Annotated in this window: 17 protein-coding genes; 12 read left to right on the top strand and 5 right to left on the bottom strand. The window is 66.5% G+C overall.

Translation table 11 applies throughout. The annotated features are described in order from the left end of the window. Positions 1-28 precede the first annotated feature (28 nt). The 6 genes from ACIGFL_RS01685 (at position 29) to ACIGFL_RS01710 (ending at position 7,408) form a co-directional block, all read left to right on the top strand. Complete coding sequence (locus tag ACIGFL_RS01685) at positions 29-535, top strand: TRAP transporter small permease subunit (RefSeq protein ID WP_031302555.1); 507 nt, start codon at positions 29-31, stop codon at positions 533-535. Continuing rightward, complete coding sequence (locus tag ACIGFL_RS01690) at positions 535-1,860, top strand: TRAP transporter large permease subunit (RefSeq protein ID WP_021441905.1); 1,326 nt, start codon at positions 535-537, stop codon at positions 1,858-1,860. The genes ACIGFL_RS01685 and ACIGFL_RS01690 overlap by 1 nt, the downstream gene beginning before the upstream one ends. A gap of 132 nt (positions 1,861-1,992) precedes the next feature. After that, positions 1,993-3,030, top strand: coding sequence for a TRAP transporter substrate-binding protein (locus ACIGFL_RS01695; RefSeq protein WP_021441904.1), 1,038 nt, complete (start codon positions 1,993-1,995; stop codon positions 3,028-3,030). A gap of 341 nt (positions 3,031-3,371) precedes the next feature. Next, entirely contained in the window at positions 3,372-4,745 is a 1,374-nt protein-coding gene (locus ACIGFL_RS01700; protein ID WP_397495920.1) for a glutamine synthetase family protein, read from the top strand. 96 nt (positions 4,746-4,841) lie between these two features. Then, complete coding sequence (locus tag ACIGFL_RS01705; protein WP_397495921.1) at positions 4,842-6,230, top strand: aldehyde dehydrogenase family protein; 1,389 nt, start codon at positions 4,842-4,844, stop codon at positions 6,228-6,230. 8 nt (positions 6,231-6,238) lie between these two features. Then, positions 6,239-7,408: an iron-containing alcohol dehydrogenase gene (locus ACIGFL_RS01710; RefSeq protein ID WP_397495922.1), complete on the top strand. Its 1,170-nt coding sequence runs from the start codon at positions 6,239-6,241 to the stop codon at positions 7,406-7,408. A gap of 4 nt (positions 7,409-7,412) precedes the next feature. On the opposite strand, the gene ACIGFL_RS01715 is transcribed toward ACIGFL_RS01710, so the two are convergent. The 5 genes from ACIGFL_RS01715 to ACIGFL_RS01735 form a co-directional block, all read right to left on the bottom strand. Beyond that, the gene (locus ACIGFL_RS01715) at positions 7,413-7,619 is read right to left on the bottom strand and encodes a hypothetical protein (RefSeq protein WP_397495923.1); all 207 of its coding nucleotides are present in this window, start codon (positions 7,617-7,619) and stop codon (positions 7,413-7,415) included. Between the two features lie 95 nt (positions 7,620-7,714). Then, positions 7,715-8,248, bottom strand: coding sequence for a hypothetical protein (locus ACIGFL_RS01720; RefSeq protein WP_122109121.1), 534 nt, complete (start codon positions 8,246-8,248; stop codon positions 7,715-7,717). A 54-nt stretch (positions 8,249-8,302) separates the two neighbouring features. Further along, a complete protein-coding gene (locus ACIGFL_RS01725; RefSeq protein ID WP_397486552.1) occupies positions 8,303-8,785 on the bottom strand; it encodes a hypothetical protein in 483 nt (160 codons plus the stop codon). Then, the gene (locus ACIGFL_RS01730) at positions 8,786-9,172 is read right to left on the bottom strand and encodes a DUF6152 family protein (RefSeq protein ID WP_397495924.1); all 387 of its coding nucleotides are present in this window, start codon (positions 9,170-9,172) and stop codon (positions 8,786-8,788) included. A 192-nt stretch (positions 9,173-9,364) separates the two neighbouring features. Next, positions 9,365-10,630 (bottom strand): Hsp70 family protein, encoded by a 1,266-nt coding sequence (locus ACIGFL_RS01735; RefSeq protein ID WP_397495925.1) that lies wholly within the window; start codon positions 10,628-10,630, stop codon positions 9,365-9,367. A 145-nt stretch (positions 10,631-10,775) separates the two neighbouring features. On the opposite strand from ACIGFL_RS01735, the gene ACIGFL_RS01740 reads away from it, so the two are divergent. From ACIGFL_RS01740 to ACIGFL_RS01765, 6 genes are all read left to right on the top strand, one after another. Continuing rightward, positions 10,776-11,621 (top strand): IclR family transcriptional regulator, encoded by an 846-nt coding sequence (locus tag ACIGFL_RS01740; RefSeq protein WP_397495926.1) that lies wholly within the window; start codon positions 10,776-10,778, stop codon positions 11,619-11,621. 296 nt (positions 11,622-11,917) lie between these two features. Then, positions 11,918-12,874 carry an AraC family transcriptional regulator gene (locus tag ACIGFL_RS01745; protein WP_397495927.1) on the top strand — a complete coding sequence of 319 codons (957 nt, stop codon included), beginning with the start codon at positions 11,918-11,920 and terminating at the stop codon, positions 12,872-12,874. 294 nt (positions 12,875-13,168) lie between these two features. Then, a complete protein-coding gene (gene benA / locus ACIGFL_RS01750) occupies positions 13,169-14,530 on the top strand; it encodes a benzoate 1,2-dioxygenase large subunit (RefSeq protein WP_397495928.1) in 1,362 nt (453 codons plus the stop codon). After that, positions 14,531-15,019: a benzoate 1,2-dioxygenase small subunit gene (benB, locus tag ACIGFL_RS01755; RefSeq protein WP_397495929.1), complete on the top strand. Its 489-nt coding sequence runs from the start codon at positions 14,531-14,533 to the stop codon at positions 15,017-15,019. 82 nt (positions 15,020-15,101) lie between these two features. Further along, a complete protein-coding gene (benC, locus tag ACIGFL_RS01760; protein WP_397495930.1) occupies positions 15,102-16,112 on the top strand; it encodes a benzoate 1,2-dioxygenase electron transfer component BenC in 1,011 nt (336 codons plus the stop codon). An 88-nt stretch (positions 16,113-16,200) separates the two neighbouring features. Then, on the top strand, positions 16,201-16,965 hold the full coding sequence (locus ACIGFL_RS01765) for a 1,6-dihydroxycyclohexa-2,4-diene-1-carboxylate dehydrogenase (RefSeq protein WP_397495931.1): 765 nt from the start codon (positions 16,201-16,203) through the stop codon (positions 16,963-16,965). Positions 16,966-17,010: the final 45 nt, after the last annotated feature.

Raw genomic sequence — 17,010 nt, forward strand, 5'->3', positions numbered from 1 at the left:
GATAACGAACAAAAAAGCAGGAAACTGCATGCGCAAGGGCATTCGAGCTTTCGTCCGGGTCGTGGACGCATTCAACCGGAGGGTCGGGCGTTTCGCCATGTACCTGATCTTCGCCATGCTGGCGGTGCTGCTGTATTCCTCGATCAGCAAGACCTTCTTCACCCCCTCGATCTGGACCCTGGAAAGCGCCCAGTTCCTCATGGTCGCCTACTTCCTGCTCGGCGGCGCCTACTCGATGCAGCTCGACGCCCACGTGCGTATGGACCTGGCCTACAGCCACTGGTCGCCGCGCACCCGCGCCGTGGTCGATGCGATCACCGTGTTCATGCTGATCTTCTACCTGGTGCTGCTGCTGATCGGCGGCATCTCCTCCACCGAATACGCCCTGGAATACCAGGAAACCAGCTACTCGGCCTGGTCGCCCTATATGGCGCCGATCAAGATCGTCATGTGCTTCGGCATCGCTCTGATGCTGCTGCAGGCCATCGCCACCTTCTTCAAGGACCTCTACGCGGCCCGCGGGGAGACGCTGTGATGAGCTACGAGCTGATCGCGCTGCTGATGTTCTCCTCGATGATGCTGCTGCTGCTCACCGGCAAGCGCGTGTTCGGCGCCATCGGGTTCGTCGCCGCCGCCGCCGCGCTGCTGCTGTGGGGCGACGGCGGCTCGGAGATGGCCTTCAGCGCGGCGATGAAACTGATGAAGTGGTACCCGCTGCTGACCCTGCCGATGTTCGTGTTCATGGGCTACATGCTCTCCGAGTCCGGCCTGGCCGAAGACCTGTACAAGATGTTCCACGTGTGGATGGGGCCGCTGCCGGGCGGGCTGGCCATCGGCACCATCGGCCTGATGGTGGTGATCTCGGCGATGAACGGGCTGAGCGTGGCCGGCATGGCCATCGGCGCCAGCATCGCCCTGCCCGAGCTGCTGCGCCGCGGCTACGACAAGATCATGGTCACCGGGGTGATCCAGGCCGGCAGCTCGCTGGGCATCCTCATTCCGCCCAGCGTGGTGCTGGTGCTCTACGGCATGATCGCCCGTCAGCCGGTCGGCCAGCTGTGGCTGGCCGGGGCCATTCCCGGCTTGCTGATGGCGTGCCTGTTCGTGCTCTATATCGTCGTGCGCTGCCGTCTGCAGCCACAGCTCGGCCCGCCCTTGGCCGAGGCCGAGCGGCTGCAGGTCAGCCGCCGGGAAAAGCTGTTGCTGCTGCGCGCCGGGCTGGCGCCACTGTTCATCTTCTTCGCCATGACCGGGCTGTTCCTGCTGGGCTACACCAGCCTGGTGGAAAGCTCCGCGGTGGGCGCCGCCGCGGCCATGCTGATGGCGCTGGTCAAGCGCCGGCTGAACCGCCAGGTGCTGGAGGAGACGCTGCGCAAGACCCTGGCCATCAGCTGCATGTTCATGTGGATCATCCTCGCTGCGCTGTGTTTCGGCGCGGTGTTCGACGGCCTCGGTGCGGTGCGGGCGATCGAGACCTTCTTCGTCGACAGCCTGCACCTGGGGCCCTGGCAGATCCTCATCATGATGCAGCTGTCGTTCATCATCATGGGCATGTTCCTCGACGACACCGCCATGCTGGTCATAGTCGCGCCGCTCTACATCCCGCTGGTCGGCGCGCTGGGCTTCGACCTGGTGTGGTACGGCGTGCTCTACACCATCACCTGCCAGATCGCCTACATGACTCCGCCGTTCGGCTACAACCTGTTCCTCATGCGCGCCATGGCCCCGCCCGAGGTGAGCCTGCGCGACATCTACGTTTCGGTCACCCCCTTCGTGCTGGTGATGGTCCTGACCCTGATCCTGGTGATGGTTTTCCCGCAGCTGGCGCTGTGGTTGCCGCAGCTGCACTACGGCGGCTGAGCTTCGGAAATCGGCGCGCCTGGCGCGCCAGCAGTCGAGCCGGCGCCTGCCGGTCACTGGCAAGGCCGCTGCGGCTGCGGCGGCAATGAGCGGTTGTATTGCATCTGCATCGACACTATTGGAGAGAACAGCATGAGTACGAGACGCGATTTCCTGAAAACCGCCGCGGTCGGCACCGCCGCCCTGGGTTCGGCGCACATCTACGCGCAGGAGCCGAAGAAGATCACCTGGCGCCTGCAGACCTACGCCGGCCCGGCGCTGGCCGAGCACGTGATCAAGCCGTCGATCGACGCCTTCAACAAGGCCGCCAACGGCCAGATGGAGATCCAGCTGTACTTCGCCGACCAGTTGGTGCCCACCGGCGAGCTGTTCCGCGCCATGCAGCGCGGCACCATCGACGCGGTGCAGAGCGACGACGACTCCATCGCCGCGCCGGTGGACGTCTCGGTGTTCGGCGGCTACTTCCCCTTCGCCACCCGCTACAGCCTCGACGTGCCGGTGCTGTTCGAGCAGTACGGCCTCAACGACATCTGGGCCGAGGCCTACGGCGAGGTCAAGGGCGTCACCTGGCTCGGTGCCGGCGCCTGGGACCCCTGCCACTTCGCCACGGTGCAGCCGATCACCAAGCTCGACGACCTCAAGGGCAAGCGCATCTTTACCTTCCCCACCGCCGGCAAGTTCCTCGCCCGCTTCGGCGTGATCCCGGTGACCCTGCCCTGGGAGGACGTCGAGGTGGCGGTGCAGACCGGTGAGCTGGACGGCATCGCCTGGTCCGGCATCACCGAGGACTACACCGTCGGCTGGGCCAACGTGACCAAGTACTTCCTCACCAACAACATCTCCGGCGCCTGGATCGGTTCCTACTTCGCCAACTCGGACAAGTGGGCCGAGGTGCCCGAACACCTCAAGACCCTGTTCAAGCTGTGCATGGACAGCTCCAACTACTACCGTCAGCACTGGTACTGGGGCGGCGAGGCGCAGCTGCGCGTGGAGGGCGGCAAGCTGCAGCTGACCTCCATCCCGGCCGAGGAGTGGGCCACGGTGGAGGCCGAGGCGCTGAAGTTCTGGGACGAGATCGCCAAGACCAGCCCGCGCTGCGCCAAGGTGGTGGACATCTTCAAGAAGTACAACGCGCTGATGGCCAAGGCGGGGGCGCCTTATCGCGGTTGAATCCGGCGGCTTGTCAGGTGAGGCCATGCGCCCGTGCCGCGAGGTACGGGCGCGGTTTTTTATGGCGATGACCGCTGCCCTCTGCAGGTGTCGCGGGGCCGCCCACGAACCGCAGTCGCCGCAAGGTCAATGCCCGTTGTCCTTGGATCCTTGCGCCGCCCCCGCAGATTTTTCCCGCCCCAGCCCTGCCAGCCCGGCAATCCTGTACCACACTCAATGGGCCTGAAACGGACGCTGTGAGAGGCGTCGCGCTGTGCCCATGCGCCGCCGGCCTAGCCGGTCATGGCTGCCCAGCCGCTCGCCCAACCCGCCCGCCATAACAACAAGACACAGGGGTTAGCATGTTCAAACCACGGGATGTAAAGACCCTTGGCGATGCCCGGCGCATCGTCGAGGAGCGTGGCCTGAGCCACGTGAAAGTCGGCCTGTTCGACAACGATGGGGTGATGCGCGGCAAGTACATGAGCCGCAGCAAGTTCTTCTCCGCCCTGGAGCACGGCTTCGCCTTCTGCGACGTGGTGCTCGGCTGGGACGTCAAGGACCAGCTCTACGACAACGCCCAGTACACCGGCTGGCACACCGGCTACCCCGACGCGCCGGTGCGCATCCTGCCGCACACCTGCCGTGAGATTCCCTTCGAGAACGGCATGCTGCTGTTTCTCGCCGAATTCGACCAGCAGGCCGAGGCGGTGTGCCCGCGCGGCACCCTGCGGCGGGTGGTCGAGCGCTGCCAGGGCATGGGCTTCGAGCCCTATGCGGCGCTGGAGTACGAGTTCTTCATGTTCGACGAGACGCCGGAGTCGGCGCGGGCCAAGGGCTTTCGCGACCTCAAACCCTTCACCCCGGACTGGTTCGGCTACTCGATGATCCGTAACTCGGTGCATGCCGAGCTCTACCACCAGATCCTCGAGATGGGCGAGAGCATGGATTTTCCCATCGAGGGCCTGCACACCGAGACCGGGCCCGGCGTGCTGGAGGCGGCCATCGCCTATGACCGCGCCGAGGCGGCGGCGGACAAGGGCGCGCTGTTCAAGACCTTCATGAAGGTGCTGGCCCAGCGCAACGGCCTGATGGCCACCTTCATGGCCAAGTGGTCGGGCAAGTACCCGGGGCAGAGCGGGCATATCCACGTCTCGCTGCGCGACCGCGCGAGCGACAAGTCGGCCTTCTACGACCCCAGCCAGGCGCACAACATGAGCAAGCTGCAGCGGCATTTCCTCGCCGGCCAGCAGCGCCTGATGCCGGAATTCCTGTGCATGGTGGCGCCGACCCTGAACAGCTATCGGCGCCTGATCCCCGGCTTCTGGGCGCCGACCGACGCCACCTGGGGCGTGGAGAACCGCACCGCAGCGCTGCGGGTGATCCCTGGTAGCGACAAGTCGCAGCGTCAGGAGTATCGCCTCGGCGCCGCCGACGGCAATCCGTTCCTGGCGCTGTCGGTGGCCATCGGTTCGGGCTTGTACGGCGTCATGCAGGAGTGGGAACCGACCGAGCCGGTCAGCGGTAACGCCTACGCGGTCAAGCATCCCGAGGAGCTGGCGTTGCCGCGCACCCTGTGGGATGCCGCGCAGCGCCTGAAGGGCTCGCAGGCCGCGCGCGAGCTGTTCGGCGACGCCTTCGTCGAGCACTTCGCCGCCAGCCGCGAATGGGAAGAGCGCGAGTACCGCCGCCATGTCAGCGACTGGGAGCTGGATCGCTACTTCGAAATCATCTGATTCCCCATTCCCCCAGCCTGGATGCAATCCGGGGCGCTGTTGCCGAGTGTCCCCGGCATGCATCCAGGCCACGCGGGCAGGTTTCTGGAGCACCTTATGAGCAAGCTGCAATGCATTTCTCCCATCGACGGCTCGGTCTACGTCGAGCGTCGTCTGGCCTCCAACCCCGAGATCCAGGCCGCGCTGGCCAGGGCCGAGCTGGCGCAGCAGACCTGGAAACGCACGCCGCTGAGTGAGCGCATCGCCATCGGCCGGCGCGCCATCGCCGCCTTCGCCGCACGCGAGAGCCAGCTGGCCGAGGAACTGTGCTGGATGATGGGGCGGCCGATCCGTTACGCCGCCGGCGAGATCCGCGGTTTCGTCGAGCGCGCCAGCCATATGGCCGATATCGCCGAGGGCTCGCTGGCCGACATTCGCCTGCCGGATAAGCCCGGCTTCACCCGCTTTATCCGCCGCGAGCCGCTGGGCGTGGCGCTGGTCATCGCACCCTGGAACTACCCCTACCTGACCGCGGTGAATACGGTGCTGCCGGCACTGCTGGCGGGCAACGCGGTGCTGCTCAAGCATTCGGCGCAGACCCCGCTGTGCGCCGAGCGCATGGTCGAGGCCTTCGCCGAGGCCGGACTGCCCGAGGGCGTGTTCCAGTACCTGCACCTGAGCCACGGCGACACCGAGGCGCTGATCCAGGCGCCGAGCATCGCCCACGTCGCCTTCACCGGCTCAGTGCCGGGCGGGGTCATGGTCGAGCGGGCGGCGGCCGGGCGCTTTATCAGCGTCGGCCTGGAGCTGGGCGGCAAGGATCCGGCCTATGTGCGCGCCGACGCCGACCTGGCCCATGCGGTGGAAACCGCCATCGACGGCGCCTTCTTCAACTCCGGCCAATCGTGCTGCGGCATCGAGCGCATCTATGTGCACGAGTCGCTGTTCGATGAGTTCGTCGAGCGCGCCGTGGCGCTGGTGCGCCAGTACAAGCTGGGGCGCTCGGACGACCCGCAGACCACCCTGGGCCCGTTGGTGCGGGCCGACGCCGCCGATTTCGTCCGCGCGCAGATCGCCGAGGCGGTCGAGCAGGGCGCCAAGGCGCATATCGACCCGGCCGAGTTTCCCCTGGATGCGCCAGGTACGCCCTACCTGGCGCCGCAGGTGCTGACCAACGTCAACCATGAAATGCGCGTGATGACCGAGGAATCCTTCGGCCCGGTGGTGGGTATCCAGAAGGTCGCCAGCGACGAGGAGGCGCTGGCGCTGATGAACGACAGCGAGTTCGGCCTGACCGCAGCGATCTTCAGCCGCGACGTCGATGCCGCCATGGCCCTGGCCGATCGGGTGGAGGCCGGCACGGTGTTTCTCAACCGTTGCGACTACCTCGACCCCGGGCTGGCCTGGACCGGCGTGAAGCACTCCGGACGTGGCTGCACCCTCTCAAGGGTCGGCTACGAGCAGCTGACCCGGCCGAAATCCTTCCACTTCAAGACTCAGCTGTGAGGCGCGCAATGGACCTGAATCAGTACCGCATGAACTGGAATTACCCCACCGCGATGCGCGTCGGCGTCGGCCGCATCAGCGAACTGGCCGAGGCCTGCCGCCAGCTCGGCATGCGCGCGCCGCTGCTCTGTACCGACCCCGGCCTGGCCGCACTGCCGATGATCGACGCGGCGCTGCGTCAGTGTCGCGATGCCGGGCTGAAGACCGGCCTGTTCTCGGCGATCAAGGGCAACCCCACCGGCGCCAACGTGATGGACGGTGTGGCGGCGTTCAAGGCCGGCGGGCATGACGGGGTGATCGCCTTTGGCGGCGGCTCGGCGCTGGATGCCGGCAAGGCCATCGCCCTGATGGTCGGCCAGGATCGGCCGCTGTGGGATTTCGAGGACGTCGGCGACAACGCCAGCCGGGTCAAGGTCGCCGGCATGGCGCCGGTGGTGGCGGTGCCGACCACCGCCGGCACCGGCTCGGAAGTCGGCCGCGCCTCGGTGATCACCGACGACGCGGCGCATATCAAGCGCATCATCTTCCACGCGCGGATGCTGCCGGCGCTGGTGATTCTCGACCCGGAACTGACGGTCGGCCTGCCGGCGAAGATCACCGCCGCCACCGGCATGGACGCGCTGTCGCACAGCCTGGAGGCGTTCTGCTCGCCGCTGTTCCATCCCATGGCCGAGGGCATCGCCCTGGAGGGCATGCGCCTGGTGCAGCAGTACCTGCCGCGGGCGGTCAGTCAGGGCACCGACGTCGAGGCGCGGCTGCAGATGCTGGTGGCCTCGAGCATGGGCGCTACCGCCTTCCAGCGTGGCCTCGGTGCGATGCACGCGCTGGCCCATCCGCTGGGGGCGCTGTACGACGCTCACCATGGCCTGCTCAACGCAGTGCTGATGCCTTACGTGCTGGTGGCCAACCGCGGCGCCATCGAGGCGCAGATGGAGAAGATGGCGCGCTATCTGGCGCTGCCGGGCAGCGGCTTCGAGGCGGTACTGGACTGGGTGCTGGCGCTGCGCAGCGAGGTGGGCATTCCCCACAGCCTGGGCGAGATCGGCATCGACGATACGCGCATCGAGCAGGTAGGACGGATGGCCGAGGTCGATCCCTCGGCGGGCACCAACCCCATCGCCTTCAGCGCCGCGCAGTACAGCGCGTTGTTCGAGAAGGCGCTGCGCGGGGTGTTGTAGGCGATTACTGGTCGGCGGCGGCCAGTTGCTCTTGCAGGCGCTGCTGGGCCTGCTGATTGACCTGGTCGATCTGCTGCTTGAGTTGTTCCATCTGCTGCTGCTTTTGCGCCGCGTTCTGCGCCTGCAGGGTGGCGGTGGTGGCAGTCTCGGCACCGCCGCAAGCGACGAGCAGCAGGGGGCTGAGCAATAGGGCGAGGCGGATCGGGCGCATGGTATCTCCGGAGAAAGAGTGGGCCGCGGGATAGGCGCGATTAGCGCCCTCTCCCATTTATGGGAGAGGGCTGGGGAGAGGGCAAGCCCTGTGGCTTATTCTCCCGCCTGTGCCGCCTTCAAGGCCTCCAGCGCCGGCGCGGCATAGATGCCCACTTCCACCGCCAGCTCCATCACCCGCGGCAGGTCGCTGGCGTACACCAGCACTGCCTGCAGCTCGTCGTCCAGCGGTTCGCTGAAGTCCACCAGCACATAGCCGCCGGTTTCCGGCGACAGCGCCGAGAGCTGCACCTGGATGCGATTGAGCGCGGTAAGCGGTTCGGTCTTGGCTAGTTGCTTGGCCTTGAGCACGAACGGCACCTGCGGGCCGAAGGACTCGGTGATCTGCTGGAACAGCTCCTGGTAGCTGTCGGCCTGGAACAGCACGGTATCCGGCAGGCTGCCGACCACCACCCATTCGCCCAGCGGGATGGGGAAGTCGTCGTCGTAGTTGACGTCGGGGTTGGCGGCGAGGAAGGCGACCGGGTCGGCATAGGCCTGCGCCGCTTCGTCGGCGATGCGGGCGATCTCGTCCTCGGGCAGGCAGCCGGAGCTTATCTTGGCGATCAGTTCTTCCAGCTGGGCTTTCATCGGGGCATTCCTGTTGGGGGCGAAGGCGCGCAGGATAAGGCAAAGCGCGCCGGGCTAGAAATAGGCCAGCAGGCGGCCGAGGCTCATCACCAGTAGCCAGGCCAGCAGCGACAGCGCCGCCTGCAGCCGACCGAGCAACGGTGCGCGCCCGTCCCAGTCGCTCAGCCGGGCGCTCCACAGATGCCGAAACAACAGGGCGTTGCCGATACCCAGGGCGATCAGCAGCAGCTTGAACTGTAGCAGGCGGTTGCCGAGCAGTGGCCCGGCGTCGGCGGCGAACAGGCAGAAGCCGCTGCCCAGCAACAACAGCAGGCCGGCCACCGCCAGCGGCGTCAGCGCGCGCGACACCGCCGCCAGCGGGAAACCGCGACCGGCACCGAGCAGGCGTGCATCGAGTAGCAGCATGCTGCCGAGCAACAGCACCAGGCCGAGCAGATGCAGCAGGTTGAGCGCCGGGTAGAGCAGCGTCGAGCTGCGCATCTGCTCGCCCAGGGCCGAGGCCTCCAGCCAGGCGGCCCAGGCGGTCAGCACGTCCATCTAGCGCAGTTCGATGGTGCGGCCGTCGACGATGATGCGCTCGGCGCGGATCTCCGCGGTGCCGTCCTTGCGCGGGTAGCCGACGATGGTCACGGTCTTGCCCTCCGTCAGGTCGGCTTCCGGCAGGCCGCGGGCTTGCAGGCGGCTGAGCGGCGCGAGGATCACCAGCCAGCTGCGCCCCTCGTGCTCGATGCTCACGTCGGCGTGCGGGTTGCGGTAGTGGACCTGTTGCAGCGGCACTTCCAGGGTCAGGGTCCGATCGGCGTCGTAGGAGCTCCAGCCGTGGTGGGCCTGGGCGAGGGCGCCGGCCAGCAGCAGGCCGAGCGCGGTGGCGAGGAGCAGCAGTTTCTTCAGCATGGCGGTCACCCGGTGTGGCTGGTTGGACACCGGGTAAACCTAGACCCTGCAGCCCGCGCCGCGGCGGGCGGGCAGCATTTGGAAACAGAATCGGCCGGCCCCCGGTAGATTGTCGCTGCGCGCCGTGAAGCCCAACGGCGGGCCGGCGGACGACCTCGTTGGGCTTCGTCGCGGGCTCCTCAGCCCAACCTAGGGGCCGAGCCCAAGGGGGCGCAAGGCGCCTTAGCCGTAGCGCTTCTTCGCCTCGATGGCCAGGCCGCTGCCGATGCTGCCGAAGGTGTTGCCTTCCACGCTGCGCGCATTCGGCAGCATGGCCGCCACGCTCTGGCGCAGCGCCGGCACGCCGCTGGAGCCGCCGGTGAAGAACAGCGTGTCGACCTGCCCGGCGCCGATGCCGGCATCGGCGAGCAGCTGGCCGAGGCTGGCGCGGATACGTTCCAGCAGCGGCTCGATGGCGTTCTCGAACAGCGGCCGGCTCAGTTCGGCGACCAGCCCCGGCTCCACGCGCGACAGGTCGATGGCGCGCGCGTCCTGCTCGCTCAGGGCGATCTTGCTGTCTTCCACCTGCATCGCCAGCCAGTGCCCGGCGCGTTGTTCGATCAGGCCGAACAGGCGGTCGATGCCGGTGGCGTCGACTATGTCGTAGCGCATGTTCTGCAGGGCCAGCTGGGTCTTCTGCGCGTACAGCGCGTTGATGGTGTGCCAGGTGGCCAGGTTGAGGTGGTAGCTGGTGGGCATGAAGGCGTCGCTCTTCATCCGGCTGCCGTAGCCGAACAGCGGCATCACCCCGGCCAGCGACAGCTGCTTGTCGAAATCGGTACCGCCGATATGCACGCCGCCGGTGGCGAGGATGTCGTCCTGGCGCTCGGCCAGCTGGTGGCGCTCGGGTGCCAGGCGCACCAGGGAGAAGTCCGAGGTGCCGCCGCCGATGTCGACGATCAGCACCAGCTCCTCGCGGTCCAGGTTCGACTCGTAGTCGAAGGCCGCGGCGATCGGCTCGTACTGGAACGACACCTCCTTGAAGCCGAGCTGGTGCGCCACCGCCACCAGGGTGTTCTGCGCCTCCTGGTCGGCTTGCGCGTCGTCGTCGACGAAGAACACCGGGCGGCCCAGCACCACCTCGTCGAAGCTGCGCTCGGCCAGGCGTTCGGCGCGGCTCTTCAGCTCGCCGATAAAGAAGCCGAGCAGCGCCTTGAACGGCAGCGCACTGCCGAGCACCGTGGTCTCGCTTTTCAGCAGCTTGGAGCCCAGCAGGCTCTTCAGCGAGCGCATCAGGCGGCCTTCGTAGCCCTCCAGGTACTCTTGCAGGGCCTGACGGCCGTAGACCGGGCGGCGTTCCTCGGTGTTGAAGAAGATCACCGAGGGCAGGGTGATCTTGCCGTCTTCCAGCACCAGCAGGCTGTCCTGGCCGGGGCGCAGCCAGCCGACGGTGGAGTTGGAGGTGCCGAAGTCGATGCCGCAGGCGCGGGCGGGGGTGGAGAAGGGCATGGTGCGGACAGCCTGAGAAAACGGCCGCGCATTCTAGGGCAGGTCGTGCGGGCGTGCAGCACCGGGTATCAGTTTTTCGGGGGTTTGCGATTACCGCACCGGGGTTCGATAATCGCCAGGCACTGTCGACCGCCCCGGAGGTTCCATGAGCGATACCCGTCCGCCCCTGTCCAGCCTGGCGCCGCCGCCCTACGTGTCGCCGGCCAAGCGCATCGAGGAGTTCGCCGGCGATCCCAATTTCATGACCTCCCTGGCCCGCGGCCTGGCGGTGATCAACGCCTTTCAGGAGCGCAAGCGCCACCTGACCATCGCGCAGATCAGCCACCGCACCGAGATCCCCCGCGCCGCGGTGCGCCGCTGCCTCTACAGCCTGATGAAGCTGGGCTACGTCACCACCGACGGGCGCACCTATTCGCTGCTGCCCAAGGTGCTGACCCTGGGCCACGCCTACCTGTCGTCGACGCCGTTGGCGGTGTCCGCCCAGCCCTATCTCGACCGTTTGAGCGAGCAGCTGCACGAGGCCTGCAACCTGGCCACCCTGGAGGGCGAGCAGGTGCTCTATATCGCCCGGTCGGCGATTCCGCAGCGGCTGATCTCGGTGGATCTCAGCGTCGGCAGCCGCCTGCCGGCCTACTGCACCTCCATGGGCCGCATCCTGCTCGCCGCGCTGGACGACGACCAGTTGCAGGACTACCTGGCCCACGCCGAGCTGCAGCCCAAGACCAGTCGCACCCTGCACACCCCCGAGGCGCTGTGGGAGTGCCTGCAGCGCGTGCGCCACCAGGGCTGGTGCATCGTCGACCAGGAGCTGGAGCAGGGCCTGCGCTCGCTGGCGGTGCCGGTGTACGACTCCGCCGGCCACGTGCTGGCGGCGATGAACGTCAGCACCCACGCCGGTCGCGTGCCGATCAGCGAGCTGGAAAAGCGCTACCTGCCGCTGATGCTCAGCGCCAGCCGCGAGCTCAGCAGCCAGCTGTTTCGGCCTTCTTGAGCAGATCCTAGGGGGGATGGCGCTTTTTACATCCACCAGGACGGTGGATCGATAAAGCGCGATCCACCCTAGGAGATCCTGCCTGATCCAGACGAAAGCGGGCGGTAATCGCCCGCCGCGATATTCGCCCAAGGTCCGATTGCCTAAGCTCGCCAGGCCGCTAACCTGTGCCGGTCAACCGTTGATCGGCTCGTGATCAGCGGCAGGCCATTTGCCTGTATCTATGGTTCGAGCGAGGAGGGCAGCCTTGGCCCGTCAGCACTCGCCAGTTGATAACAATAAGAGCGCCCTGAGTTATGGACTGTCGTCTGCTCAACGAGAAGAGTCGGCTGTTCGCCAATGCCGACCCCTATGCGGTATCCGACTACGTCAACCAGCATGTCGGCTCGCATTGCATTCGCCTGCCCAACAGCGGCCGCCCGGCCGCCAGCCTCAGCCACCGCAGCTTCGCCAGCCTCGACCTGTGCCGCATCAGCTACGGCGGCAGCGTGCGCGTCACCTCGCCGGCGCTGGAAACCATCTATCACCTGCAGATGCTGCTGCAGGGCCACTGCCTGTGGCGCGGCCACGGCCAGGAACACTACTTCACCCCCGGCGAACTGCTGCTGATCAACCCGGACGATCCGGTTGACCTGACCTATTCCGACGACTGCGAGAAGTTCATCGTCAAGCTGCCGAGCCAGCTGATCGAGCGCGCCTGCAGCGACAACCACTGGCAGCGCCCGGCCGACGGCGTGCGCTTCGCCTCGCGCCACCAGCTGCAGCAGCTCGAAGGCTTCACCAACCTGCTCGGCCTGGTCTGCGACGAGGCCGAGAGCGAGCAGTCGCTGCCCTCGGTGCAGGAGCACTACACGCGGATCATCGCCAGCAAGCTGCTCGGCCTGCTCGGCAACAACGTCAGCCGCGTGGAGCTGGCCGAGAGCAACCCCTCGTTCGAGCGCCTGGTGCAATTCATCGACGACAACCTCAAGCAGGACATCAGCCTCGAGCAGCTGGCCCAGCTCGCCCATATCAGCCCGCGCTCGCTCTACGCGCTGTTCGACAAGCACCTGGGCACCACGCCCAAGCACTACATCCGCCAGCGCAAGCTGGAGCGGGTGCACGCCTGCCTCAGCGACCCCTCGGCCAAGGTGCGCAATATCACCGAGGTGGCGCTGGACTACGGCTTCCTCCACCTCGGCCGCTTCTCCGAGAGCTACAAGAGCGCCTTCGGCGAGCTGCCCTCCGATACCCTGCGTCGCCGCGAGTCCTGATCGCTCCGCGTGTTTTCGGTGCGCACGGCACACCCTACGAGCGGGTAGCTTGTCCACCGATCAAACACGCGCCGTATCTCTTCCGGTTGGCCACAGGTGGAAAACGCTTCGCGGTTTTCCACCCTACGTTTTCCACCTTCCGAGTTTCTGCCCAGGCCACGGCTGACGCGGCTTCTACGACCTTGGTCGCACCCTGCAGAAAACGGATAAAGGTCCTGCACTAACTGGATATTGTCGGACAATCAGGCGGCATAGCCTTGGAACCGTTGAAACAATAACAACGGAGCCATGGCCATGAACCTGGGACTCGACTACCTCAATAGCCTGCTTGAAGAAGACAAGGACAAGGGCATTTTCCGCTGCAAGCGCGAGATGTTCACCGACCCCCGGTTGTTCGACCTGGAGATGCAGCACATCTTCGAGGGCAACTGGCTGTACCTGGCCCACGAGAGCCAGATCCCCAACGTCAACGACTACTACACCACCCACATGGGGCGCCAGCCGATCTTCATCGCGCGCAACAAGGAGGGTGAGCTCAACGCATTCATCAACGCCTGTAGCCACCGCGGCGCCATGCTGTGCCGCTTCAAGAGCGGCAACAAGGCCAGCTACACCTGCCCCTTCCACGGCTGGACCTTCAACAACAGCGGCAAGCTGCTCAAGGTCAAGGACCCCAAGGAAGCCGGCTACCCTGACAGCTTCAACTGCGACGGCTCGCACGATCTGAAGAGGGTCGCCCGCTTCGAGTCCTACCGTGGCTTCCTGTTCGGCAGCCTGCGCGAGGACGTGGCGCCGCTCGAGGACTTCCTCGGCGAGTCGAAGAAGATCATCGACATGATCTGCGACCAGTCCAGCGAAGGCCTGGAAGTGCTGCGCGGCTCCAGCACCTATGTCTACGAGGGCAACTGGAAACTGCAGGCGGAAAACGGTGCCGACGGCTACCACGTCACCGCCGTGCACTGGAACTACGCCGCCACCCAGCAGCAGCGCAAGCTGAAAGAGGCCGGCGACGACATCCGCGCCATGAGCGCCGGCGGCTGGGGCAAGAAGGGCGGCGGTTTCTACTCCTTCGAGAACGGCCACCTGCTGCTATGGACCCGCTGGGACAACCCGGAAGATCGCCCGCTGTTCGCCGACCGCGAGCGCCTGGCCGCCGAGTTCGGCGAAGCCCGCGCCGACTGGATGATCGGCCACTCGCGCAACCTCTGCCTGTACCCCAACCTGTACCTGATGGACCAGTTCGGCTCGCAGCTGCGCATCGCCCGCCCGCTGTCGGTGGACAAGACCGAGGTGACCATCTACTGCATCGCGCCCAAGGGCGAGAGTGCCGAGGCGCGCGCGCGGCGTATCCGCCAGTACGAGGACTTCTTCAACGTCTCGGGCATGGCCACCCCCGATGACCTGGAGGAGTTTCGCGCCTGCCAGCAGGGTTTTGCCGGCCGCGCCATGGTCTGGAACGACATGTCCCGCGGCGCCAAGCACTGGATCGACGGCGCCGACGAGTCAGCCCGCGAGATCGACCTGCACCCGCTGATGAGCGGTGCGCGCACCGAGGACGAAGGCCTGTTCGTGCTGCAGCACCACTACTGGCAGCAGCAGATGATCCAGGCGCTGAAAGAACAGCAAGACCAACTGATCCACGTGGAGGGTGCGTAAATGAGCCTTTCCTATGACGCCGTGCGCGATTTCCTCTACCGCGAGGCGCGCTACCTGGATGACAAGCAGTGGGACCAGTGGCTGGAGCTGTACGCCCCGGACGCCGAGTTCTGGATGCCGGCCTGGGACGATAACGACCAGCTGGTGGAAAACCCGCAGACCGAAATCTCGCTGATCTGGTACGGCAACCGCAGCGGCCTGGAAGACCGGGTGTTCCGCATCCGCACCGAGCGCTCCAGCGCCACCATCCCGGACACCCGCACCTCGCACAACATCAACAACATCGAGATCGTCGAGCAGGGCGATGGGCTGACCAAGGTGCGCTTCAACTGGCACACCCTGAGCTTTCGCTACAAGACCGTCGATCACTTCTACGGCACCAGCTTCTACACCCTGGATACCCGCGGCGAGAACCCGCTGATCAAGGCCAAGAAGGTGGTGCTGAAGAACGATTACGTGCGCCAGATCATCGACGTCTACCACATCTGATTCCGCTGCAGCGCTGCCGGCGGGAGCCTTCGGCTCCCGTCGCGGGACGCTGCACGCCGCCAACCGCATAGCGAGGTGCGCCATGAGCCACAAGATCGCACTGAATTTCGAAGACGGGGTGACCCGCTTTATCGACGCCAACCTGGGTGAGACGGTGGCTGACGCCGCCTATCGCCAGGGCATCAATATCCCGCTGGACTGCCGCGATGGCGCCTGCGGCGCCTGCAAGTGCTTCGCCGAAGCCGGCCAGTACGACCTCGGTGAGGACTATATCGAGGACGCCCTGAGCCAGGCCGAGGCCGAGCAAGGCTATGTGCTGACCTGCCAGATGCGCGCCGAGAGCGACTGCGTGATCCGCGTGCCGGCCTCCTCGCAGCTGTGCAAGACCCAGCAGGCCAGCTTCGAGGCGGCCATCAGCGCGGTGCGCAAGCTCTCCGACAGCACCATCGCCCTGTCGGTCAAGGGCGAGGCCCTGAGCCAGCTGGCCTTCCTGCCGGGGCAGTACGTCAACCTGCAGGTGCCGGGCAGCGAGCAGACCCGTGCCTACTCCTTCAGCAGCCTGCAGAAGGACGGCGAGGTCAGCTTCCTGATCCGCAACGTGCCGGGCGGGCTGATGAGCAGTTTTCTGAGCAACCTGGCCAAGACCGGCGACAGCATCAGCCTGGCCGGCCCGCTGGGCAGTTTCTACCTGCGCGAGATCAAGCGCCCGCTGCTGCTGCTGGCCGGCGGCACGGGCCTGGCGCCCTTCACCGCGATGCTGGAGAAGATCGCCGCCGAAGGCTGCGCGCACCCGCTGCACCTGATCTACGGCGTGACCCACGACCATGACCTGGTCGAGCTGGACAAGCTGGAAGCCTTCGCCGCGCGCATCCCGGGTTTCAGCTTCAGCGCCTGCGTGGCCAGCCCCGAGAGCAGCTACCCGCACAAGGGCTACGTCACCCAGCACATCGAGCCCAAGCACCTCAACGACGGCGAGGTGGACATCTACCTGTGCGGCCCGCCGCCCATGGTCGAGGCGGTCAGCCAGTACATCCGCGAGCAGGGCATAGCACCGGCCAATTTCTACTACGAGAAGTTCGCCGCCAGCGCCTGATTGCTCCTTGGCTCCGCCACCACGGTGGCGGGCCGGTTTTATTTGCGGCGCGGGCGCAAGCCCGCGGCCCCTCGACGAGGACGGGACTATGAGAATGCGTTTCCAACACAAGGTCGCCGTGGTCACTGGCGCCGCCCAGGGCATCGGCCGCCGCGTCGCCGAGTGGCTGCTGGAGGAGGGCGCCCAAGTGGTGGCGGTGGACCGCTCCGAGCTGGTGTTCGAGCTGGCCGAGCATGAAGGCGTGCTGTGCCTGACCGCCGACCTGGAGCAGGCCGGCGACTGCCAGAGCGTGATGCAGGCAGCCGTCGAGCGCTTCGGCCGCCTCGACATCCTGATCAACAACGTCGGCGGCACCATCTGGGCCAAGCCCTTCGAGCATTACGAAACGGCGCAGATCGAGGCCGAGGTGCGCCGCTCGCTGTTCCCCACCCTGTGGTGCTGCCACGCCGCCCTGCCGCAGATGCTGGCGCAGGGCAGTGGCGCCATCGTCAACGTCTCCTCCATCGCCACCCGCGGGGTCAACCGCGTGCCCTACGGTGCGGCCAAGGGCGGCGTCAATGCCCTCACCGCCTGCCTGGCCTTCGAGACCGCCGAGCGCGGCATCCGCGTCAACGCCACCGCCCCCGGCGGCACCGAGGCGCCGCCGCGGCGCATCCCGCGCAACGCCGCCGAGCCGAGCGAACAGGAGCAGGCCTGGTACCAGCAGATCGTCACGCAGACCGTCGAGAGCAGCCTGATGAAACGCTACGGCAGCATCGACGAGCAGGTCGGCGCGATCCTCTTCCTTGCCTCGGACGAGGCCTCCTATATCACCGGCGTGACCTTGCCGGTGGGCGGAGGCGATCTGGGCTGAGCACGACCCCGTAGGAGCGGCTTTAGCCGCGAATCGTGGCTAAAG

Origin of the sequence: Pseudomonas sp. NPDC077649, from assembly GCF_044542855.1 — a bacterium.
In the GTDB taxonomy this organism is placed as follows: Bacteria; Pseudomonadota; Gammaproteobacteria; order Pseudomonadales; family Pseudomonadaceae; genus Aquipseudomonas.

Excerpts from the sequence above, each read along its gene's own strand:
- ACIGFL_RS01700 (WP_397495920.1), top strand. The coding sequence starts at position 3,372 with ATGTTCAAACCACGGGATGTAAAGACCCTTGGCGATGCCCGGCGCATC.
- ACIGFL_RS01720 (WP_122109121.1), bottom strand. The coding sequence starts at position 8,248 with ATGAAAGCCCAGCTGGAAGAACTGATCGCCAAGATAAGCTCCGGCTGC.
- ACIGFL_RS01690 (WP_021441905.1), top strand. The coding sequence starts at position 535 with ATGAGCTACGAGCTGATCGCGCTGCTGATGTTCTCCTCGATGATGCTG.
- ACIGFL_RS01715 (WP_397495923.1), bottom strand. The coding sequence starts at position 7,619 with ATGCGCCCGATCCGCCTCGCCCTATTGCTCAGCCCCCTGCTGCTCGTC.
- ACIGFL_RS01740 (WP_397495926.1), top strand. The coding sequence starts at position 10,776 with ATGAGCGATACCCGTCCGCCCCTGTCCAGCCTGGCGCCGCCGCCCTAC.
- ACIGFL_RS01765 (WP_397495931.1), top strand. The coding sequence starts at position 16,201 with ATGAGAATGCGTTTCCAACACAAGGTCGCCGTGGTCACTGGCGCCGCC.
- benB (WP_397495929.1), top strand. The coding sequence starts at position 14,531 with ATGAGCCTTTCCTATGACGCCGTGCGCGATTTCCTCTACCGCGAGGCG.
- ACIGFL_RS01705 (WP_397495921.1), top strand. The coding sequence starts at position 4,842 with ATGAGCAAGCTGCAATGCATTTCTCCCATCGACGGCTCGGTCTACGTC.
- ACIGFL_RS01735 (WP_397495925.1), bottom strand. The coding sequence starts at position 10,630 with ATGCCCTTCTCCACCCCCGCCCGCGCCTGCGGCATCGACTTCGGCACC.
- benC (WP_397495930.1), top strand. The coding sequence starts at position 15,102 with ATGAGCCACAAGATCGCACTGAATTTCGAAGACGGGGTGACCCGCTTT.
- ACIGFL_RS01710 (WP_397495922.1), top strand. The coding sequence starts at position 6,239 with ATGGACCTGAATCAGTACCGCATGAACTGGAATTACCCCACCGCGATG.
- ACIGFL_RS01725 (WP_397486552.1), bottom strand. The coding sequence starts at position 8,785 with ATGGACGTGCTGACCGCCTGGGCCGCCTGGCTGGAGGCCTCGGCCCTG.
- ACIGFL_RS01685 (WP_031302555.1), top strand. The coding sequence starts at position 29 with ATGCGCAAGGGCATTCGAGCTTTCGTCCGGGTCGTGGACGCATTCAAC.
- ACIGFL_RS01745 (WP_397495927.1), top strand. The coding sequence starts at position 11,918 with ATGGACTGTCGTCTGCTCAACGAGAAGAGTCGGCTGTTCGCCAATGCC.
- benA (WP_397495928.1), top strand. The coding sequence starts at position 13,169 with ATGAACCTGGGACTCGACTACCTCAATAGCCTGCTTGAAGAAGACAAG.
- ACIGFL_RS01695 (WP_021441904.1), top strand. The coding sequence starts at position 1,993 with ATGAGTACGAGACGCGATTTCCTGAAAACCGCCGCGGTCGGCACCGCC.